Annotated in this window: 20 protein-coding genes; 5 read left to right on the top strand and 15 right to left on the bottom strand. The window is 66.3% G+C overall.

Translation table 11 applies throughout. The features are described from left to right. The first annotated feature begins 52 nt into the window (after positions 1-52). Complete coding sequence (locus BBTA_RS28760) at positions 53-1,087, top strand: LysM domain-containing protein (RefSeq protein WP_012046021.1); 1,035 nt, start codon at positions 53-55, stop codon at positions 1,085-1,087. A 31-nt stretch (positions 1,088-1,118) separates the two neighbouring features. Here BBTA_RS28760 and BBTA_RS28755 read toward each other — a convergent pair whose 3' ends face one another. The 3 genes from BBTA_RS28755 to BBTA_RS28745 are packed head-to-tail and all read right to left on the bottom strand — an operon-like array spanning position 1,119 to position 3,360. Next, positions 1,119-1,742, bottom strand: coding sequence for an isoprenylcysteine carboxylmethyltransferase family protein (locus BBTA_RS28755; RefSeq protein ID WP_012046020.1), 624 nt, complete (start codon positions 1,740-1,742; stop codon positions 1,119-1,121). A 41-nt stretch (positions 1,743-1,783) separates the two neighbouring features. Then, on the bottom strand, positions 1,784-2,809 hold the full coding sequence (locus BBTA_RS28750; protein WP_012046019.1) for an NAD-dependent epimerase/dehydratase family protein: 1,026 nt from the start codon (positions 2,807-2,809) through the stop codon (positions 1,784-1,786). Then, positions 2,809-3,360, bottom strand: a complete 552-nt coding sequence (locus BBTA_RS28745; protein WP_012046018.1) for a DUF962 domain-containing protein — start codon at positions 3,358-3,360, stop codon at positions 2,809-2,811. Before BBTA_RS28745 ends, BBTA_RS28750 begins: the two co-directional genes overlap by 1 nt. Between BBTA_RS28745 and BBTA_RS40930 the strand changes: the two genes are divergently transcribed. Further along, entirely contained in the window at positions 3,350-3,502 is a 153-nt protein-coding gene (locus BBTA_RS40930) for a hypothetical protein (RefSeq protein ID WP_168167923.1), read from the top strand. The genes BBTA_RS28745 and BBTA_RS40930 overlap by 11 nt on opposite strands. Before the next feature lie 110 nt (positions 3,503-3,612). Here BBTA_RS40930 and BBTA_RS28740 read toward each other — a convergent pair whose 3' ends face one another. The 3 genes from BBTA_RS28740 to BBTA_RS28730 all read right to left on the bottom strand — a co-directional run bounded on the left by BBTA_RS28740 (position 3,613) and on the right by BBTA_RS28730 (position 7,383). Further along, positions 3,613-4,281 carry an OmpA family protein gene (locus BBTA_RS28740; protein ID WP_012046017.1) on the bottom strand — a complete coding sequence of 223 codons (669 nt, stop codon included), beginning with the start codon at positions 4,279-4,281 and terminating at the stop codon, positions 3,613-3,615. Continuing rightward, the gene (locus BBTA_RS28735; protein WP_012046016.1) at positions 4,281-4,697 is read right to left on the bottom strand and encodes a hypothetical protein; all 417 of its coding nucleotides are present in this window, start codon (positions 4,695-4,697) and stop codon (positions 4,281-4,283) included. The genes BBTA_RS28740 and BBTA_RS28735 overlap by 1 nt, the downstream gene beginning before the upstream one ends. Before the next feature lie 118 nt (positions 4,698-4,815). Then, positions 4,816-7,383: an ATP-dependent helicase gene (locus tag BBTA_RS28730; RefSeq protein ID WP_012046015.1), complete on the bottom strand. Its 2,568-nt coding sequence runs from the start codon at positions 7,381-7,383 to the stop codon at positions 4,816-4,818. A gap of 272 nt (positions 7,384-7,655) precedes the next feature. On the opposite strand from BBTA_RS28730, the gene BBTA_RS39195 reads away from it, so the two are divergent. Further along, on the top strand, positions 7,656-7,829 hold the full coding sequence (locus BBTA_RS39195) for a DUF1328 domain-containing protein (RefSeq protein WP_008964634.1): 174 nt from the start codon (positions 7,656-7,658) through the stop codon (positions 7,827-7,829). Positions 7,830-7,912: 83 nt separating this feature from the next. Here BBTA_RS39195 and BBTA_RS28720 read toward each other — a convergent pair whose 3' ends face one another. The 4 genes from BBTA_RS28720 to BBTA_RS28705 are packed head-to-tail and all read right to left on the bottom strand — an operon-like array spanning position 7,913 to position 11,017. After that, positions 7,913-8,557 carry a hypothetical protein gene (locus tag BBTA_RS28720; RefSeq protein WP_012046014.1) on the bottom strand — a complete coding sequence of 215 codons (645 nt, stop codon included), beginning with the start codon at positions 8,555-8,557 and terminating at the stop codon, positions 7,913-7,915. After that, the gene (locus tag BBTA_RS28715) at positions 8,554-9,360 is read right to left on the bottom strand and encodes an OmpA family protein (RefSeq protein WP_012046013.1); all 807 of its coding nucleotides are present in this window, start codon (positions 9,358-9,360) and stop codon (positions 8,554-8,556) included. Before BBTA_RS28715 ends, BBTA_RS28720 begins: the two co-directional genes overlap by 4 nt. A 1-nt stretch (position 9,361) precedes the next feature. Continuing rightward, positions 9,362-10,123 (bottom strand): MBL fold metallo-hydrolase, encoded by a 762-nt coding sequence (locus tag BBTA_RS28710; protein ID WP_012046012.1) that lies wholly within the window; start codon positions 10,121-10,123, stop codon positions 9,362-9,364. 60 nt (positions 10,124-10,183) lie between these two features. Further along, positions 10,184-11,017, bottom strand: coding sequence for a roadblock/LC7 domain-containing protein (locus tag BBTA_RS28705; RefSeq protein ID WP_012046011.1), 834 nt, complete (start codon positions 11,015-11,017; stop codon positions 10,184-10,186). Positions 11,018-11,280: 263 nt separating this feature from the next. Between BBTA_RS28705 and BBTA_RS28700 the strand changes: the two genes are divergently transcribed. Continuing rightward, positions 11,281-12,780 carry an amidase gene (locus tag BBTA_RS28700; RefSeq protein WP_012046010.1) on the top strand — a complete coding sequence of 500 codons (1,500 nt, stop codon included), beginning with the start codon at positions 11,281-11,283 and terminating at the stop codon, positions 12,778-12,780. A 2-nt stretch (positions 12,781-12,782) separates the two neighbouring features. Here BBTA_RS28700 and BBTA_RS28695 read toward each other — a convergent pair whose 3' ends face one another. Then, positions 12,783-13,289 carry a thioesterase family protein gene (locus tag BBTA_RS28695; protein ID WP_012046009.1) on the bottom strand — a complete coding sequence of 169 codons (507 nt, stop codon included), beginning with the start codon at positions 13,287-13,289 and terminating at the stop codon, positions 12,783-12,785. 72 nt (positions 13,290-13,361) lie between these two features. On the opposite strand from BBTA_RS28695, the gene BBTA_RS28690 reads away from it, so the two are divergent. After that, positions 13,362-14,783, top strand: a complete 1,422-nt coding sequence (locus tag BBTA_RS28690) for an FAD-binding oxidoreductase (RefSeq protein ID WP_012046008.1) — start codon at positions 13,362-13,364, stop codon at positions 14,781-14,783. Positions 14,784-14,958: 175 nt separating this feature from the next. Here the strand turns inward: BBTA_RS28690 and BBTA_RS28685 are convergent, their stop codons facing one another. From BBTA_RS28685 to BBTA_RS28670, 4 genes are all read right to left on the bottom strand, one after another. Further along, a complete protein-coding gene (locus tag BBTA_RS28685; protein ID WP_012046007.1) occupies positions 14,959-15,222 on the bottom strand; it encodes a GCG_CRPN prefix-to-repeats domain-containing protein in 264 nt (87 codons plus the stop codon). Positions 15,223-15,493: 271 nt separating this feature from the next. Next, positions 15,494-15,724, bottom strand: a complete 231-nt coding sequence (locus tag BBTA_RS28680; RefSeq protein ID WP_012046006.1) for a hypothetical protein — start codon at positions 15,722-15,724, stop codon at positions 15,494-15,496. Between the two features lie 117 nt (positions 15,725-15,841). Next, entirely contained in the window at positions 15,842-17,533 is a 1,692-nt protein-coding gene (locus BBTA_RS28675) for a SulP family inorganic anion transporter (RefSeq protein ID WP_012046005.1), read from the bottom strand. A gap of 42 nt (positions 17,534-17,575) precedes the next feature. After that, the gene (locus tag BBTA_RS28670) at positions 17,576-18,493 is read right to left on the bottom strand and encodes a LysR family transcriptional regulator (protein ID WP_012046004.1); all 918 of its coding nucleotides are present in this window, start codon (positions 18,491-18,493) and stop codon (positions 17,576-17,578) included. Between the last annotated feature and the right edge of the window lie 2 nt (positions 18,494-18,495).

Raw genomic sequence — 18,495 nt, 5'->3', positions numbered from 1 at the left:
AGGGGGGCATGACCCTGCTTGATCTCAGCTTTGAGCTTTCCCGGGAGCGCGAATGACCGGCGTGGCGCGAATCACGAGGGGCTGGCTCGACGCCGCCGAAACTGCAGCCGGGCGATGTTGGCCCGCGCTGCTGGTTTTGTTTTTCGCGGTTGCCGCGCTGCCGCAGGCCGCGATCGCCGGTGCCGCTTCGGCCACCGCGCCCAGCAAGACCGCCAAGGCGACGACGTCGCCGACCCAAGCCGCCATCCGCCCCGGGGCTGAGCTGCCGCCCCAGCCGGTCCAGCAGCTGCCGCCGCCGCGGGTCTACCTGTTCCGCGGCGCGCTCGGCCCGCTGTTCTCGACCGGCATGGACCGCCTCGCCGAAAAGATCGAGAAGGCCGGATTCTGGGCCAGCGTCTACGAGTTCACCTTGTGCGACCTGATCGCGCTGCAGGTGGCGAAGAATTACCGTGAGGATCAGGCGCCGATCGTCCTGATCGGCCATTCGATGGGCGGGCTGTGCAGCGTCCGCATCGCGATCACGCTGCAGGAGCAGAACATCCCGGTCAGCCTGGTCGTCACCGTCGATCCGGCGCATGCCACCAAGAGCGTGCCGCTCAACGTGCAGCGCTTCATCAACCTGTTCCTGTCGGACAACATCCTGGGCGGCGGCGACGTCAAGCCGGAGCCCGGCTTCCGCGGCCATTACGCCAGCTTCGACATGAAGGACCATGACGAGGTCACGCATATCAACATCGACAAGATGGAGGATGTGCATGCCCAACTGGTCACGATGATCAGCCAGCTGTCGCAGACCTCGGCGACCGCCGACTCCGATCCGGTGCCGCTGCGCTATTTGGTGCCGCCGAAGACATCGGTGGAATTGTGGGACAGTGGCGTCGCGCTGCCGATCCGTCCGGGCGAGACCGTCGATCAGATCGCCGCCAATTACCGGGTTCCGTTATGGGCGCTGCAGCAGTCTAATCGCGGGATCGCCACCACGCCTCTGATCCCCGGCCAGCGCATCATCCTGCCAAGGCACCTGCTCCCGCAAGCGGCGAACCAGCCGGCGGCGGCAGTATCCCCGGAAGCGCCAGTCCGGCGCTGAGCCGCGAGAAGTCCGGCGTTGGGCCGCCAGATCAACCCGGCGGCAAGAAGGGGATGATCATCGGCACGCGCTGGCGGTAGGCGACGTAATCCGGTCCGAGCTCCTGGGCGAGGAAGACCTCTTCCATCTTGGCCTTCCAGGCCATGCCGAGCGAGATCAGGATGGCGCCGAGCACGGCGCTGACAGTGCCCACGGCGATGCCGGTCGCGATCATCCCGAGGATCAGGCCCGTATAGATCGGGTGGCGGACCAGGCCATAGGGGCCGGTGTCGATCACCTTGTGACCTTCCTTGTGGGTGATCGCGTTCGACCAGAACCGGCCGAGATGGATGCGGGCCCACCAGGTGAAGGCGATGCCGGCGAGCGTCACCACGGTCAGCACATAGACCCCGGTCTCGCCAGGGTTCCAGAACGGCGTCTCGCCGAGGATCCGTGACGTCCAGGGCGTGAACAGGATGCCGCCGAGCACGATCAGCGCATGATAGCGGCTGGTCTTGATCACCGTGACATGTTTGCGGGTCTGCCCGGACCAGAACGAGGCGCCGACCCAGCTGGCGAGCCAGATCAGCCAGATGATGGCCAGAAGCGAGGTGGGCCAGGTGGTGGTCCAGCCGCTGAAGGCAAACGACGAAATGGGGCTGGCATCGCCGGGCATGTTTGGAAACCGCTATGTGACGTGGGACCGGCCGCTCTTAGCTATTCGGCCGCCGTGCGAAAAGGGTGTTGTTTCTCGTCGAGCCGCTTGCCCGGCTCGGAATCGAGCAAAAAGGCGATCGTCTCGCGCAAAGTGGGCTCGATCGGGCGGGGCGCGTAGCCGAGCTCGCGCTTGGCCCGGTCGATCGACAGGTCGGAGGCCGACCGCGCGATCCGCACGCCTTCGGCGGTGCCGGAGGGAGTCTGCTTGGTGAGGTGATCGGAGACGAATTCGAGCAGGCCGGCGGACAGCTCGGCCAGCCGGCCCGGGACCGAGATGGCGACGTGCTTGCGGCCGCTGATCGCAGCCATCAGTTCGAGAATCCGGCTGAGCCGCAGGCTCTCGCCACCGAACACATAGCGGCCGCCAACCTTGCCGCGCTCCATGGCGAGGATCAGGCCAGCGGCAACGTCCCGCACATCGACCAGGTTGACGATGAAATCGAGGTAGAGCTGAACCCGGCTGTCCAGGAAATGGCGCAGCATCGCCGAGGGGGGCGTCAGGTTGCTGTCGTGCGGTCCGATCGGCATCGTCGGCGTGCCCACCACCACCGGGAAGCCCTCGGCGGCGGCGGCCATGGCCCGCGCCTCGGCAAGCGCCTTGGAGCGGGTATAGGCCCCTGGCATGGCCTCGGCCGGCGGTGCCGTCTCAGCCGCCGCAGCCCCCATCGAACCCGGATAGTCGAAAAGAATCGATTCGGTCGAGCAGTGCAGGAACCGGCGGATACGGCTGGCGCGCGCTGCTGCCAGAACGTTTTCTGTGCCGACGCAGTTGACGCGGTAGAAATCCTCGCGGTCCGGCATCCACATGCCCGGCAGCCCGGCCAGATGGTAGACTTGGTCGACGCCCGCGACGGCGTTGCGCACCAGGCCGGCATCGAGCACCGAGCCCTCAATATACTCCACCTCGTCGATCATGTGGGTCGGGCAACGGATGTCGAGCACGCGGACCTCGGTGCCCCGCGCTGCCAGCGCAGAGACAAGGTGGTGTCCGATAAAACCGCTGCCGCCGGTGACGAGGACTTTCATTACGGACGCGAGTGCTGATCGCCTTGAAGAGGGTCCGAGCCGAGCCGATCCGACGACCAGCTGGGCGCGACGAGGTCGGCCACCGAAGGCCGGAATCCCAGCGCCATGTACAGTTTCGCCATCACGAACATCGGTCCGAGAAAGAGATGCGCCGGGTGATCCAGCAACGATGGATTGTTGCGCTCGAACAGCCGGTGGCCCACGGCTTGCGACACGAGGCCAAGGATCACCAGCGCGGCAAACAGGGCCCACAGGGCCGGTCCATGGACGTGATCGGCAATCATCATGGCCACAGAAAGGAACAAGACGGCAAAAGCGAGAATGCCGGCGCCGAGTGCGGCATCGAGAAGCAGCCAATACAGCAGAACGGGCAGGGCCAGCACCGCTCCCAGGCTGATGCGGATTCCGAACGCGTCGAAATGCCACAAGCTCAGGGGCAGCACCGCGCCCAGGAACAGCAGGACAATCCCCAAGACATGCATCAACCCGTTACGCGGATCGCGATGGTATTCGACATAGTCGACCATCTGACGTCGGAACATGGCGTTCATGGCTCACTCGCTCGTCAATGAGACCGACCACCGCTCAATCGACGGCCGCAAAGACCGGGCTATACCATCAAGCGGCACCATCGACAAACCGGCAATCAACATCCTGGCGCACCCGCGCCGCGGCTCGAACGCAGGCATCTGAGAACGGGTTCCATTCGCGCCCGGGACGCGGATGATTTGACGCGGTACCCTGAGAGGAAGTCGTGGCAGGAGCGCGCGGGGTTCATCGTCGCCGCGCAGGTCTCGGCTGCATCAATTGCGATGCTTGCGCGGCGCCTGCTTGCTGGATGCGGCCGGGGCCGCGGCTGGAGACGGAGCGGCCGCCTCTTCGGCGACCTTGGCCACCGTGATGATCTGGATCTGCTGGTTGACCGAGGCCGTTGGCTTGGACGGATCGAGCAGTTGCTCCTCGCCGAGCCCGATCGATTGCAGCCGCTTGACGGAGATCTTGAACGTATTCGCCAGGATGTCGCGGATCGCATCGGCGCGGCGCTGGCTCAGGATGACATTGGGCTCACGCCTGCCATTGGCCTCGACATGCCCGACGATCAGGAAAGTGTAGGGCAGCAGCTCGGAATGCACCATCGCGTCGGCGATTCGTCCGACGGTCTGATAGGAGTCCGGGCGCACGATCGGCGTGTCCTGGTCGAACTGGATGTCGACATTGAGGGCCGGCAGGTTCATCAGCTCGGGCGCGATCGGCGGGCGCTTCTGCGGCGGCGGCTCGTTGCGGCCGCGCAGCTTGGATCGTTCCTGGGTCTGCTGCTTGAGCGCGGGCAGATCGAGCGTGGGCGCCGCCTCGAAGCGGGCGAGCTGGCGCACGATGTCGTCGCGCGTCACCTCCTGCGACCGCGCCGGTGCGATCGCCGTGATCACGACGGCGGCCAGCAACCCGCCGATCAACGATCTCGCTCCGCGCATCAGCGATACCCCGCGTCGCTGATCGCCTGCTGACAGCGCGTACTGACGCCGCTGGCGGTGATCAGGCAGGGGATCGACTTGCTGGTCTCCTTGGTGGAGCCGCTGCACAGCTTGACGATCTCGCGCTGACAAGCATTGGCCACGGTGACCCGCGCGGCAATGCGCTTCTGGATCGCCTCGAATGCCTTGAAATAGGTGGCCTTGCATTGCGCTGACACCACGTCCTGGTTGCGCGACAGGCACTCCTTGAGCCGGTTTGAATCGAGATTGACGCCGCGGCAATTCGCGGTGATGTCGGCGCCGCAGCTCGATGCGATCAGGCCGGCCGACTCGCCAAAGCTGACCGTCTGCGCCGTCGCAAATGACGGCGAGCCCAACGCAACCGCAATGATGAACAGGACGTATCCCCGGACCATGGCTGCATCTCATACGACGCGCGCTGCCATGGTCAAGGCCTAACCAAGGCGAAGTGTGAGGTTCGGTTGCTGTTGTCCGATGCTGCGGACCGATGCCCGGTCGACCGTGGCGATCGGGTCACGCCCGCTCGACGAAGCTGTCGACGACCTTCTTCTCGCCGGCCTTGTCGAAGGCGATGGTCAGCTTGTTGCCATCGACCCTGACCACTTTGCCATAGCCGAACTTCTGGTGAAACACGCGGTCGCCGAGCGCGAATTCGGAGGTTGTTCCGGTGGACTTCGCGACCAGCTCGCCCTCGATCGTCAGCGGCCCGCGTTTGTTGCGGCCGAATGGACCGCCGAAGCTGCCGCCGAACGGATCGCGCCCCGCGAACGGCGATGGCTCCTCCTGGAAGCCGCCCTCCGAAGCGCCTCGTGACGCAGGGCGCCGCGCCTGCGCGCGCTGCCAGCCCGGCGTGGAATAGCTCGACCCGAACGATTCGACATTGTCGAACCGCGACGGACCGTAGCCGCCGGCGCCGCCCCAGCCGGAACCGCCCTTGGATTCCGTGATCTCGACGCTGTCGGCCGGCAGTTCATCCAGGAAGCGCGACGGGATGGTCGTGGTCCAGGTGCCGTGAATGCGGCGGTTGGTGGCAAAATAGATCTTGGCGCGTCGCCGCGCGCGCGTCAGGCCGACATGGGCGAGGCGACGCTCCTCTTCGAGCCCGGCGCGGCCCTGTTCGTCGAGCGTGCGTTGGCTCGGGAACAGGCCTTCCTCCCAGCCCGGCAGGAACACGTTGTCGAACTCCAATCCCTTGGCCGAGTGCAAGGTCATCAACGAGACCGCGTCCTCGTCGGCCGCGCCCTCGCGGTCCATCACCAGCGAGATGTGCTCGAGGAAGCCATGCAGGTTCTCGAACTCCTCCATCGAACGGATGAGCTCTTTCAAATTGTCGAGCCGCCCAGCGGCGTCGGCCGAGCGGTCCTTCTGCCACATCTCGGTATAGCCGCTCTCGTCGAGCACGATCTCTGCGAGCTCGGTGTGCGGTGTCACCTCGCGCTGGGTGCGCCAGCGCTCGAACTGCAGGATCAGCCCGCGCAGCGACCCGCGCGCCTTCGGCTTCAGCTCGTCGGTCTCGACCACCGCGCGCGCCGCTTCGAACAGCGGGATGCGGCGCTTGCGGGCGTGGTCGTGCAGCATCTGCACGGTGGCATCGCCGAGCCCGCGCTTCGGCACGTTGATGATGCGCTCGAAGGCGAGATCGTCGGCCGGCGAATTGATGACGCGCAGATAGGCCAACGCGTCGCGGATCTCGGCGCGCTCATAGAAGCGCGGGCCGCCGATGACGCGATAGGGCAGGCCGAGCGTGACGAAGCGGTCCTCGAACTCGCGCATCTGATACGAGGCGCGCACCAGGATCGCGATGTCGTTGAGCGGTTCGCCCTTGCGCTGCAGCTCCTCGATCTCCTCGCCGATGCCGCGCGCTTCTTCCTCCGAATCCCAGGCGCCGGTGACCGTGACCTTCTCGCCCTCGACATCCTCGGTGCGCAGGGTCTTGCCGAGGCGTCCTTCATTGTGCGTGATCAGATGCGAGGCCGCGGCGAGAATATGCGCCGTCGAGCGATAATTGCGCTCCAGCCGGATCACCTTGGCGCCGGGAAAGTCGTGCTCGAAGCGCAGGATGTTGTCGACCTCGGCGCCGCGCCAGCCATAGATCGACTGGTCGTCGTCGCCGACGCAGCAGATGTTCTTGGGGGCGGGGCCAGCGACCGCAACGCTCTTGTCGTCATCGCCGGGCCGACGCGCAGCGTCGAGAGCCGGTGATCCATCCTCTGAAGAAGCAATGGATGGTCGGGGCGAGCCCGGCAATGACGAACCGGAGGACGGCGCCTGCGACAGGAGCCGCAGCCAGAGGTACTGCGCAACATTGGTGTCCTGATACTCATCGACCAGGATGAACTTGAAGCGGCTCTGATACTGCCTGAGCACATCGGGGTGCTCGCGGAACAGCCGGATGTTTTCGAGCAGCAGGTCGCCGAAATCGGCGGCGTTGAGGATCTTCAGCCGCTCCTGATAGCTCGCATAGAGCTTGCCGCCTTTGCCGTTGCCGAACACGGCGGCTTCGCCGGGCGGCACCTGCGACGGCATCAGGCCGCGGTTTTTCCAGCCATCGATCAGGCCGGCCAGCATGCGCGCCGGCCACCTTTTGTCGTCGATGTTTTCGGCCTGCAGCAGCTGCTTGAGGAGGCGGATCTGGTCATCGACGTCGAGCACGGTGAAGTTGGATTTCAGCTGCACCAGCTCGGCATGGCTGCGCAGGATGCGCCCGGCGATCGAGTGGAAGGTGCCGAGCCAAGGCATGCCTTCGACCGCCTGTCCGAGCATCTCGGCGAGACGTGTCTTCATCTCACGCGCCGCCTTGTTGGTGAAGGTCACCGACAGGATCTCGCCGGGGCGCGCCCGGCCCTGGCTCAGAATATGCGCGATGCGGGTGGTGAGCACGCGGGTCTTGCCGGTGCCTGCCCCGGCCAGCACCAGGACAGGGCCATCCAGCGTCTCGACCGCGTCGCGCTGCTCCGGATTGAGGCCCGCGAGATAGCGTGCGCCCACCGACGCGGCGGCACGCGCACGCGCGGCGATACCGCCGGCGACGGGCTGGTGGTCAGGCGCAGGAAAGGGGCTCACGCGGTTGGGCTCGGTCATCGGCGAATCAGTCTCATCCCGTTGCCGGCATCATACGACGGCATCAACGGGTCTGCAGGAGGAGCCCTCATAGCAGGGATTGACGGCTATATGGGGCCGATCGCCGCGTTTTACAGCCCTAATTCGGGGCAGCGGGAGGGCCGATTGTTCCGCCGATTCGCGAATTTTTAGCCGTGCAGCGCCCTGGAACCAATGTTCCCGGTCTCGATTGTCCCGGCAACGGCGCAGGCTCGCGTCGCTTTGAACCGCAATCGAGAGACAGAGGTCGTGTCATGTTAGGCTGGGTCGTTACCTTCCTGGTTATCGCATTGATCGCCGGCATCCTCGGCTTCGGCGGCGTCGCCGGTGCCTCCATCGAGATCGCCAAGATCATCTTCTTCATCGCTATCGTGCTGTTTCTGGTGTCGGCCGTCGTGGGCCTCGCCCGCGGCCGCACCCGCGTGTAGTCGGCCTCATCCCTGACAATGAGGTCGGCGAAGGGCGTAGCGCCTCGCAAGAGGTGCTGCGCCCTTTGCGCTTTGCTGCTCCGTCACGCCGGCGCAGTGAGCGCGACCTGGACCTTGGCGAGAGCCGGATCGAGCGCCACGGAGGCGAGCCTCGGATCGTTGGACAGCGCGGTCAGGGTCAGCGTCTGGTCCTGGACGCGGAAGATCCGGCACAGCGTCGTGGCCTCCGTTGCATCGCGCAGCATCACCGAGAGCGGCGCGACGGCGTGCTCACCGCTGACCTTCTCGGCGACCAGCGAGAGCCGTGTTGCGGCCGCGGCCAGCCGCTCGGTATGACGGGCGGTGGTGTTGGCCGCGAGCGGCAGGCCTTCTTCATTGGTCAGCAGCACGGTCTGGAAACGGCCGACCTCGGCGATCCGGTCGAGCAGCGGCACCAGCTCGCGACGGCGGCCGGGGCGGGTTGCGAGCTGCGCCAGATCCAGCGAGATGCGCTCGCGCTCGACCAGCGGCGCCAGCACGTCCTGGATGGCGCTGCGCAGGCTGGTCTCCCGCTCGGCCGCCTCCTGATTGCTCCGCTCCTGCAGCTGGTCGAGACTGGCCGCCTGCAATTGCACCTGCCGGCGCAGCAGATCGCGCGCCTGCGCGCCCTGGCGCGCGCCGAACAGATAACCGCCGGTGAGCAGAAGAATGGCGGCGCCGAGGCCGCTGAGAATGGCATAGATCGTCATGGTCGCTTCGCTGCCGTGAGTTGATCGCAATCGTCGACGCCGGCGAGCCGCAGGACCGCCTTGCGGTCGCCGGCCACCGCCTCGGCCGTGCCGCGCGCCTCGCCGGCCCCCGCGGCGCGCACCGTGATGCGATGCGCCGCGATGCCATCGCGCTTCAATAGCTCCGCGACGGCCTTGGCGCGCGAATAGCTCAGGAGCACGTTGAGATCCTCGCTGCCGCTGGCGTCGGTATGCCCCTCGACCAGGACCGCCGCGTCGCCATGGCGCGCCAACGCGCTTTGCAGGATCGGCAGCGACCGTTTCACGTCGGCCGGATTGGGCCGCGTGCTGCCGCGCTCGAAGGCGATCGACAGCGGCGCGAAACATTCGGTGGCGGCCTTGCGGGCGGCGGTCGCCGGTTCGGGCAGGGCGGCGACGGGTGTCGGACTGGGCACGCTGATGACAGGCTCCGGCGCCGCGGCTGGGGCTGCGATCGTCACAGGGGTCTGCAACGGCTCCGGCGACGGCGTCTCCGGCGGCTTCAGCATCGGCTCGGGCGTCCGCTCCGCCGGCGCTGGCATTGGCGCCTGCGTCACCGCCGGCGGGGCTGAGGCGGCGACCTCGGGCGTGCGTGCCAGGCTCTGCTGCCACAGCGCGGCCGACATGATGGCGATGAGCACGCCGGCGACGGCAAACGCGGCTGCGAGCCAGACCGGAGCCTCCTCGCCGGCGACGGTACAGGGCTCGAAACGCGCTGCAGCCGAGGACGATGGCATGCCGTGCGGCAGCGGTGACGAACCGAAATTGGGAGACGGAGCCAGCATGTCAGGCCGCGGGCACCTTGAACTTCGGCGTGATCAGGTCGATGCCGCATTCGAGCCCGGCGCACCACTCGATGAACTGGCGCGACATCCCCGCATCCGGAAACAGCGCGCCGTGCTGCGGGGCGATGATCTCGATGTCGAGCGGCCGCACCATCTGCGCCCACGCCTTCATCACCCGGTTCGACACCATGTAGCGGCGGTGAAAACCCTCCATGAAGCGGATATGCGCCTTGAAGTCGCGGGTGACCGTATAGTCGACGCCGATCGAGGCGCCGAGATCGCCGCTGTAGAGGATCTTCGAAATCGGATCGTAGAGCTGGAAATTGCCTTCGCTGTGCAGGAAATGCGCGGGCAGGGCGTAGAGCTTGCTGCCGGCGAGATCGAACACCATGCCCTCGTCGGGGATCGGCTTCAGCCGGTGGGCGACGATGTGATCGAAGCCGAAATGCGGCACGAAGCGGGTCCACAGCTCGGAGATGTAGGCATCGGCATCGGTGGTCATCAGCCAGCCATTGATCGCCGCCACGATGTCGGGGTCCTGATGCGACAGGAACAGATATTTCAGCCGCCCGCCCGAGAGCTCGCTGAAGGTCTCGCCCAGCACCTTGGAATAGACCTTGTGCCCGCCGGGGTCGAGCAGCATGCCGACGCGGTCATGGATGATCAGATGCTGGTTCGCCTGCACGGCGAGGTCGCCGGCGTTGAAATCCTCCAGCAGGATGTTCTTGTGAACGCCGTCATCATAGAGGACGGTATTGGCCATGAAACTACTCCCTCCGGCGCCGCGCCATTGCCCGCGCCGGCTGTTTTGACGACGATTGCGCTAAAGGACTTTCTGCAGCGAGCGGACCGCCTCGCGCATGTCGAAGAAGGTCAGCCCGAGCTTGCTGTTCTCGTTGGTCAGCGCGAGCAGCAGCGCGCCGCGGCCGGCGCTGACCAGCACCGCGTAGCCGGACTCGCCGCGGATGATGACCTCCTGCAGATGGCTGCGGCCGAGCTCCATCGCCGCGCGGCCACCGAGCGACAGCAGCGTCGCGGTCATGCCGGCGACCCGCGTCTCCTCCATGTCGGCGGCGAGCACGCTTGCGATCATCAGCCCGTCCTCCGAGATCAGAGCGCAGGCCTCGACCCCGAAGGAGTCGCTCTGCAGCTTGCGCAGCACCCGGTTGATTTCATCGAGACGTGACATCGGCTTCTCCTCGACGGCGCGTGCCGAAAACTTGGAATGAAATTGACTCTGAGCCATGGCGGGGTCCTGGTCGTCATCGTGAGTTGTTGAAGCGGAAACGGTGGGAACGTCGGAATTTGCGGCAAAGAAACGAGGGAAGTGGCCGGGAGCCAGCGTCACCGGCGGCTCCGGATCGTCGAGCGGAGCGCTCAGCGCGCGCGTCTCAATCGTCTCGACCGCGTCGTCGAGCGCGCGCTGCTCGGCCTTGATGCGTGATCGCGAAACGGGCGGATTCATCGCCTCGAGCTGAGTGAGCAAAGCGTGGCGGGCCGACTGATAGACTTCGGCGCGGCGCTCGGCATTTGAATCGGGAAGGTTCTCCATCGCGCGCGACAGCAGGATGAAGTAGTCGGCTGTGGTGACGCGGCCAATCGGCGAGGTCGCGTCCGAGGCTTGTGATGTCTTCAGCAGGCTTGCCAAGCGTCCCATTGCAGTCTCGTCAACTCAACGCCACACAACGATGCGTCAGCGTAAGTCGTCATCGGGAGCGCCACGAATGATCTGAATCAAATTAACTAACGTGTGATGCTATTACTTAATATCGCCGTCGCGCAGGCTGATTGCGGGCGCGACTCTGCCGCAATGGTCGTCGTTCGGCCGTATTGTCGCCGTTTTTTCTCGCCGCTGCGCCGCCATTCCGGCCGGAATCTGCTACGATGACGGTCGGCTGATTGCCATGCGGGGAGGGCAATGTGAGCGTCCATGATTATGTGCAGCGCGACGCAACGGCGCTGGCTGACGCGGTCAGGACAGGTGAGACCACGGCGGCCGAGCTGCTGCAGCTCGCCCTGCAGCAGAGCGAGCGGGCGCAGCCGAAGACCAACGCGATCTGCAAGCTGATGGAGCGCGAGGCGCGCACGCAGCTGACCAGGCTCGCAGCCGGCCCCTTTGCCGGCGTGCCGTTTCTGATCAAGGACTGCGCGCAGGACTATGCCGGCCTGCCGACGGCCTGTGGCAGCAAGGCGCTGTCCGGTGTCGTCGCCGCTGAGCATGCGCATGTCGTGCGGCGCTATATCGAGGCCGGCCTTGTGATCTTCGGCAAGACCAATCTTCCGGAGCTGGCGCTGAAGGGCGTGTCCGACTCGCGCGCCTTCGGCCGCGTCAACAATCCCTGGAATGCGGCGCATGTGTCCGGCGGTTCGAGCGGCGGCGCGGCAGCGGCCGTCGCCTCCGGCGTGGTGCCGATGGCCGCCGGCAATGACGGCGGCGGCTCCATTCGCATTCCCGCCGCCTGCTGTGGCCTGTTTGGACTGAAGCCGTCGCGCGGCCGGGTGTCCTCCGGGCCGGGCTTCGGCGAATATTGGTACGGCGCCTCCAGCGAAGGCGTGATCTCGCGCAGTGTGCGCGACACGGCGCTGGCGCTCGACGTCATCACCGGGCCCGAGCCTGGCGATCCGTTTCTCGTGGCCGAGCCTGGCGTGGTGTTCGCGAACGCCGTGACGCGTGATCCGCCGCGCCTGCGCATCGGTGTCACGACGGCCTCACCGATCGGCATGGCAGTTCATGCCGAGGCGAAGCTTGCGACCGAGAATGCCGTCAAACTGCTGCAGGGCCTCGGCCATGAGGTCGAGGAGGCGACGCCCGCCATCGATGGCGGCGCGCTCGCGACCTCGTTCCTGCACATCTATTTCGGCCAGGTGGCGGCGCTGGTGGCGGAGGCGCGCGCCAAAGGCGCCGGGCGCGCGGAGTTCGAGCTGCTGACACGGGTGCTGGCGACGCTCGGCGGGGCGGTCTCCGCCGGCGCGTTGACGACGCAGCTATTGAAATGGAACGGCTTCGCCCGCGCGCTGGCGCGTTTCCATGCGCGCTACGACATGCTGCTGACGCCGACTTTGGCGCATCCGCCGGTGCGCCACGGCCAGGGCGATCCGACGGCGGCCGAGCAGATATTGCTCGACATGCTCGATCGCGTCGGCCTGCTCGGATTGCTGACGCGCTTAGGCTGGCTCGACGGCATGATCGACAAGATCGCCCGCGACAGCCTGCAATATGTGCCGTTCACCCAGCTCGCTAATCTGACCGGCACGCCGGCGATGAGCGTGCCGCTGCATTGGACCGCCGAGGGCCTGCCGCTCGGCGTCCAGTTCACGGGTCGGCTGGGCGATGAAGTCCGGCTGCTGCAGCTCGCTCGTCAGCTCGAGCAGGCGCAGCCTTGGTTCGACCGCCTGCCGGACTGGGTGCGTTCGGGCTGAGCTTATTTCTTCGGCATGCCGATGGCGCGGCCAAGGCCCTCGGGCCGCGGCAGCGCAGCATGCGCCTGCAGCACGCGTTCGATATTGTCCTGGATATCGGCCGGGAAGGGCGCGACCTTGCGCCTGGTCATGTCGATATGCACCGACATGTTCTCGGAGGTCGCGGAGATCCAGCCTTCGTCGGCGTGGCGCAGCTCTTCGAACGTGTGCAGCCGCTTTTCGTCGGCGGCGATCAGCCAGACGGCGATCCGGACGGGATCGCCGAGATGGATCTCGCGCAGATACCGCACATGGCATTCGGCGGTGAAGGTCGAGCCTTGGCGGTCCTTCATGTAGGCCGGCCCGATGCCGAGCTCGGCCCACATCTGATCGATCGCGCGGTCGAACATCACGTTGTAATAGGCCATGTTGAGGTGGCCGTTGTAGTCGATCCATTGCGGCTCGATCTGCATGATCTGCGACAGGAACGGGCCGCCGCCGGCCGGTGTGGGCATTGCATTATCGCTCATCGGCTCTTCCGTTTGCTCCCTTGACCCCTGTTGCGTCCTTTGCCACGGTCCGCCCAACTCGCGGAGGACATTGTGGCGACGACTCTTCCCCATCACGACCTGAAGCGGCCGGCGCCGGAGGCGCTGAAAAGCGCGCTCGACGCGCTCGCGGCGCGCTTCGGCAACAGGCTGATCACCTCGCAGGCCGTGCGCGAGCAGCATGGCCATACCACGACCTGGCTGCCGACGCAGCCGCCGGATGGCGTGGTGCTGGCGCAGGAGACCGCCGACATCCAGGACGTCGTCCGCATCTGCGCTGCCCGTGGCGTGCCGATCATTCCGTTCGGCACCGGCACCTCGCTCGAGGGCCAGGTCAACGCGCCGGCCGGCGGCATCTGCATCGACCTGCGCGACGTGAACAAGGTGCTCGAGGTGCATGCCGAGGATCTCGACTGCGTGATCCAGCCCGGCATCACCCGCAAGACGCTCAACGAATATCTCCGCGACCAGGGCCTGTTCTTTCCGATCGATCCCGGCGCCGACGCTTCGCTCGGCGGCATGGCCTCGACCCGGGCCTCCGGCACCAACGCCGTGCGCTACGGCACCATCCGCGAGAACGTGCTGGCGCTGAAGGTCGTGCGGGCTGACGGCGAAATCATCAAGACCGGCACCCGCGCCAAGAAATCGGCGGCCGGCTACGATCTGACGCATCTGTTCATCGGCGCCGAGGGCACGCTCGGCATCATCTGCGAGATGACGATCCGGCTGCGCGGCATTCCCGAGACCATCGCTGCGGCCGCATGCTCGTTTGAAACGGTGCGCGGGGCTTGTCAGGCGACCATCCTGGCGATCCAGACCGGCATCCCGGTGGCGCGCATCGAACTGCTCAATGCCGCGCAGGTCAAGGCCTGCAACGCCTATTCGAAGCTGACCCTGCCGGAGACGCCGCTGCTGCTCTTGGAGTTCCATGGCAGCGAGGCCGAGGTCGCCGAACAGTCGAAGAATTTTGCGGAGATCGCCGCCGAATGCGGTGGCGGTGAGTTCAGCTGGACCACGAAGCCCGAGGATCGCACCAAGCTGTGGCAGGCGCGCCACGACGCCTATTGGTCCGTGAAGGCCATCCGGCCGGGCGCCGGCGTGGTTGCGACCGATGTCTGCGTGCCGATCTCGCGGCTGGCCGATTGTGTCGGCGAGACCGAGGAGGATCTCGCGCGTCTCAATCTGACCTCGCCGATCGTCGGCCATGTCGGCGATGGCAATTTCCACTGCTCGCTGATGTGCGATGTCGACGACGCCGGCGAGATGGCGCGTGGCGAGGAGTTCATGCATCGGCTGGTCGAGCGCGCCCAGGCGATGGGCGGCACCTGCACCGGCGAGCATGGCATCGGCCAGGGCAAGCAGAAATACCTCAAATCCGAACTCGGCGAGGAAGCCCTCGATGCGATGCGGGCGGTGAAGAAGGCGCTCGATCCGCAGAACATCTTCAATCCCGGCAAGATCATTCCGGCGAACTGACCTCGTTGGCGGTTCTGGACCTCTTCCCGTTGAACGACGGGGAGAGGGAGCGCATCGCCGATGCGGCGACAGCTCTGAGCCAGCCGCTTCGTGGGGGGACCACCAAACGAAGTAAGATTGCCAAACAACAGCGCCGCCGCGTTCGACACGCGGCGGCGCTGTTGTCATGACGGGATCAACGGCAGACGCGGCGCGGTCCCCACGGTGTCGGACGCACCCAGCAGGTGCGCGGGCCGTAGCCATAGCCGTAGTAGGCGCGCGGCGCGGGACGGCAGCGGCCCCAGCGATCGGGGAACCAACCCGGACCGCAGCCGCCGGCGACGCGCTCGACATTGCTGTCCGGCGCGGCCGGCTGAGCCGGCAGCGTGAAGGCGTGCGCGGCCGATGCGCCGAGCATCACGGTCGCGGCGAACAGGGCGGAGGTGAACAGATTGCGCATTGCAGTGCGGTCCTCTCGTTGGTTTCGACTTGCTTGCAGTCCTTAGACGTTGCGGGACGCAATTTGGTTTCGCAATTCTTTCGACGTCGCGAAACCTCGTCCGATTACCACAGCACATGAGCGACATGGTGATCATGCCGCGCAGCTCTGCTGATCATCTGCCGCATCGCTGTCGTTCTATCAGTGAGTCTACAATATGTTTGCTGCAGGGAACATGAACGCGGCTTGCGTCCATGCACGGCGATCGGCGCAGCGTCCTCAATTGCCGGCATCAATTGCCGGCTTGGCGCGCCTTGGCATCCTTCAGCGCCGTCCTGCAGCCATCGGACAGTCTGTCGAACGTCTCGATCATGCAGTGCTTGATGCGGCCGCCTCCCGGCGTGACTCCGGAGCAGAGCGTGCGCAGATCGTCAGCGCAGGCATGGCGCAGCGCGCCCCTGTCCTGCGCCCGTGCGTTCGTGATGGAAACGGCTATCAATAGCAGCGGAACCAGTTTGCGCATGAACGATGATCCTTCCTCATGGCGTCATGAAGCCGGATGTCTCGCCGAAGATGTTTTCTCGGATATGTCGTTCGTTGCTGCGTTTGTAACGATTTGTATCGCCCGCCTCACGCGGTGTCAGCCGGTCGTCCCCCGCAGCTTTCGCAGCGCGAGGTCGACGCTGCGGAACACGCGGTCGCGCGGCAGCACGTCGTACAGGCCGAAGCGCTCGAACGCCTCCTGGGCGCGCAGCGATTCCAGCCGGGCCACCGCAAAGACGATGCCGTCCTTGTTGCACTGCTCGATCACCTCGTGCAGCGCTTGGGCAGCGGTGTAGTCGATCTCGACCATCGCGCTCGCTTCCAGCACGAGAAGGCGCGGACTGCGGCGCTGCAGCAGATGCTGCAGGTCGGCGCGAAATGTCGCGGCGTTCAGGAAGCTGAGCGGCGCCTGGAAGCCGATCACGGCGATGTCGGACAGCTGTTCGCCCCTGATGTGTGGATGCGCCGGCCACCAGATCGTCGTATCGGGCACGCGCTCGAAGGTGATGAGATGCGCGCGGGTCGTGCTCCAGATGCCGTGCAGCAGCGATAGCGTGATGCCGAGCGCGACACCCTGCTCGATCGGCAGCACCACGATCGCGGCCGCGGTCGCCATGATCAGCAGGAACTCGCCCTTCGACGCGCGATACACCCTGGCAATCTGCGCCACGCGAATGATGCGCTGCGCGACGAACAGCAGCACGCCGCCCAGGGCCGCTTCCGGCACATGCGCCAGCAGCCGCGCCCCGAACAGCACGAGCAGCAGCACGATGATGGCGGCCAGCAGTCCGGCGACCTGGGAGCGTCCGCCGGTCTCGACCACGATGCCGGTGCGCGGCGGGCTCGCATTGACCGGAAACGCCCCGAACAAGCCGGCGAGCAGGCTGCCGGCGCCCGCGCCGAGGAAGTCGCGGTCGACATCGGCCGGATGGTCGGGAGCGGAAGGGAACGACCGGGTCGTTGCCGATGTCTGCACCATGACGACCACGGCGATCAGGAAGGCGAGCGGCACCAGCTTGGCCCATTGCTCGGCCCCGATCAGCGGCATCGAGGGCATCGGAATCGTCCCGGAAATCTCGCCGATCACATGCACGCCCTTCGCCTCGAGCCCCGCCGAGGCCACGTACAGCGTCGAGGCGACGAGCGCGATGAGCGCGCCGGGAATGCGCGCGCTGATCCGCTCGCACACCATCACCGTCGCCAGCACGCCGAAGCCGATGATGAGCGTGTGGATGTTGGTTTTGCCGAGCTCGCCCGCGAGGCCGGCGATCCGCGCCAATGTCGGTCCGCCCGGCGACGGCAGTCCCAGCACGCTCGGCAATTGCGAGACGATGATGTGCACGGCGATGCCGGCCAGAAAGCCGACCGTCACCGGCACCGACAACAGATTCGCGATGCCGCCGAGCCGGAAGCCTCCGGCGAGCACCAGCAGAACCCCGACCAGCAGGGCCAGCGCCGCGGCCAGGCTGCCATACTCCGGCGTGCCGGTGGCGGCGAGCAAAGCCAAGCCGGCGGCGAAGATCGGGGTGATCGTGGAATCGGCGCCGCAGGACAGGAAGCGGTTGGCGCCGAACAGGGCGAAACCCAGCGAGCCGGCCATGAAAGCGAAAAAGCCGGTTTCCGGTGTGAAGCCGCCGAGTTTGGCGGTCGCCATCTGCTCGGGGATCGCGATCGCGGCGAGCGTCAGCCCGGCAGCGAGGTCGGCGGGAAGGGAGCTGATCCGCCATCCCGCGAGCGAGCGCAGCAAGGGCCAGTGCTGGCCATCTTCGTTGCGCGTTGACAGGGTCATATCGATATCTCCCAAAGCACGATCCAAGAGCCGCTGGTTGGTTCACGCAAGGTCGCGATCCCATGGTGGCTCCGGAGCGAAGGCCGCCGCGAGGTAATCGATGAAGGCGCGCACCTTGGCCGACGGCGTGCGGTCCGGCAGGTAGACGGCGTGAACCGCCAAAAGCTCCGACGGCGGAACATCCAGCCTCAACGGCACCAATCGTCCGGCGCGCACCTCGTCGCCGACGATGAAGGTCGGCTGGTAGATCAGGCCTTGGCCAGCCAGCGCGGCGGCGAGCAGCGCATCGCCATTGTTGGCGCGCAGATTGCCGCTCACGGTCACATCGATCGCCGTCTTGCCGCCCATGCGCCAGCGCGAAGGGCCCGCCGCTGCCAGGGTGTAACCGAGACAATTATGGTCGGCGAGATCGGCCGTCCGGCGCGGCGTGCCATGCGCCTCGAGATAGGACGGCGCGGCGCAGATCATCATCCGGCACGGCGCGAGCCGCCGCGCCACCAGGCTGGAGTCCTTCAGCGTGCCGATCCGGATCGCGAGGTCCCAGCCTTCCTCGATCAGGTCAACCAGCCGGTCGTTCAGCCCGAGCTCGACGCTGACACCGGGATACAGCGCGGCAAAGCGGGCGAGCAGCGGCGCGATTTGACGCGTGCCGAACGCCAGCGGGACGTTCAGCCGCAACAGTCCGCGCGGCTCGACGCGGTCGGCCGCGATCGCGCTCTCGGCCGCCTCGAAATCGCCGAGCACGCGTTCGGCGAGGTCGAGATAGCGCCGCCCCGCCTCGGTGATGGTCAGCCGCCGCGTGGTGCGGTGAAACAGCTTGGCGCCGAGCCGCGCTTCGAGCGCTGCGAGGTGCTTGGTGACCATGGTCGGAGACATGCCGAGCAGCCGTGCCGCTCCGGACAGGCTGCCGGATCCGGCCACCTTCGAGAGGACTTCCAGCCCTGTCAGCCGGTCAAGCAATC

Origin of the sequence: Bradyrhizobium sp. BTAi1, assembly GCF_000015165.1 — a bacterium.
GTDB lineage: Bacteria > Pseudomonadota > Alphaproteobacteria > Rhizobiales > Xanthobacteraceae > Bradyrhizobium > Bradyrhizobium denitrificans.
The sequence above is the reverse complement of the archived record's forward strand: the minus strand, read 5'-3'. Positions and strand labels throughout refer to the sequence as shown.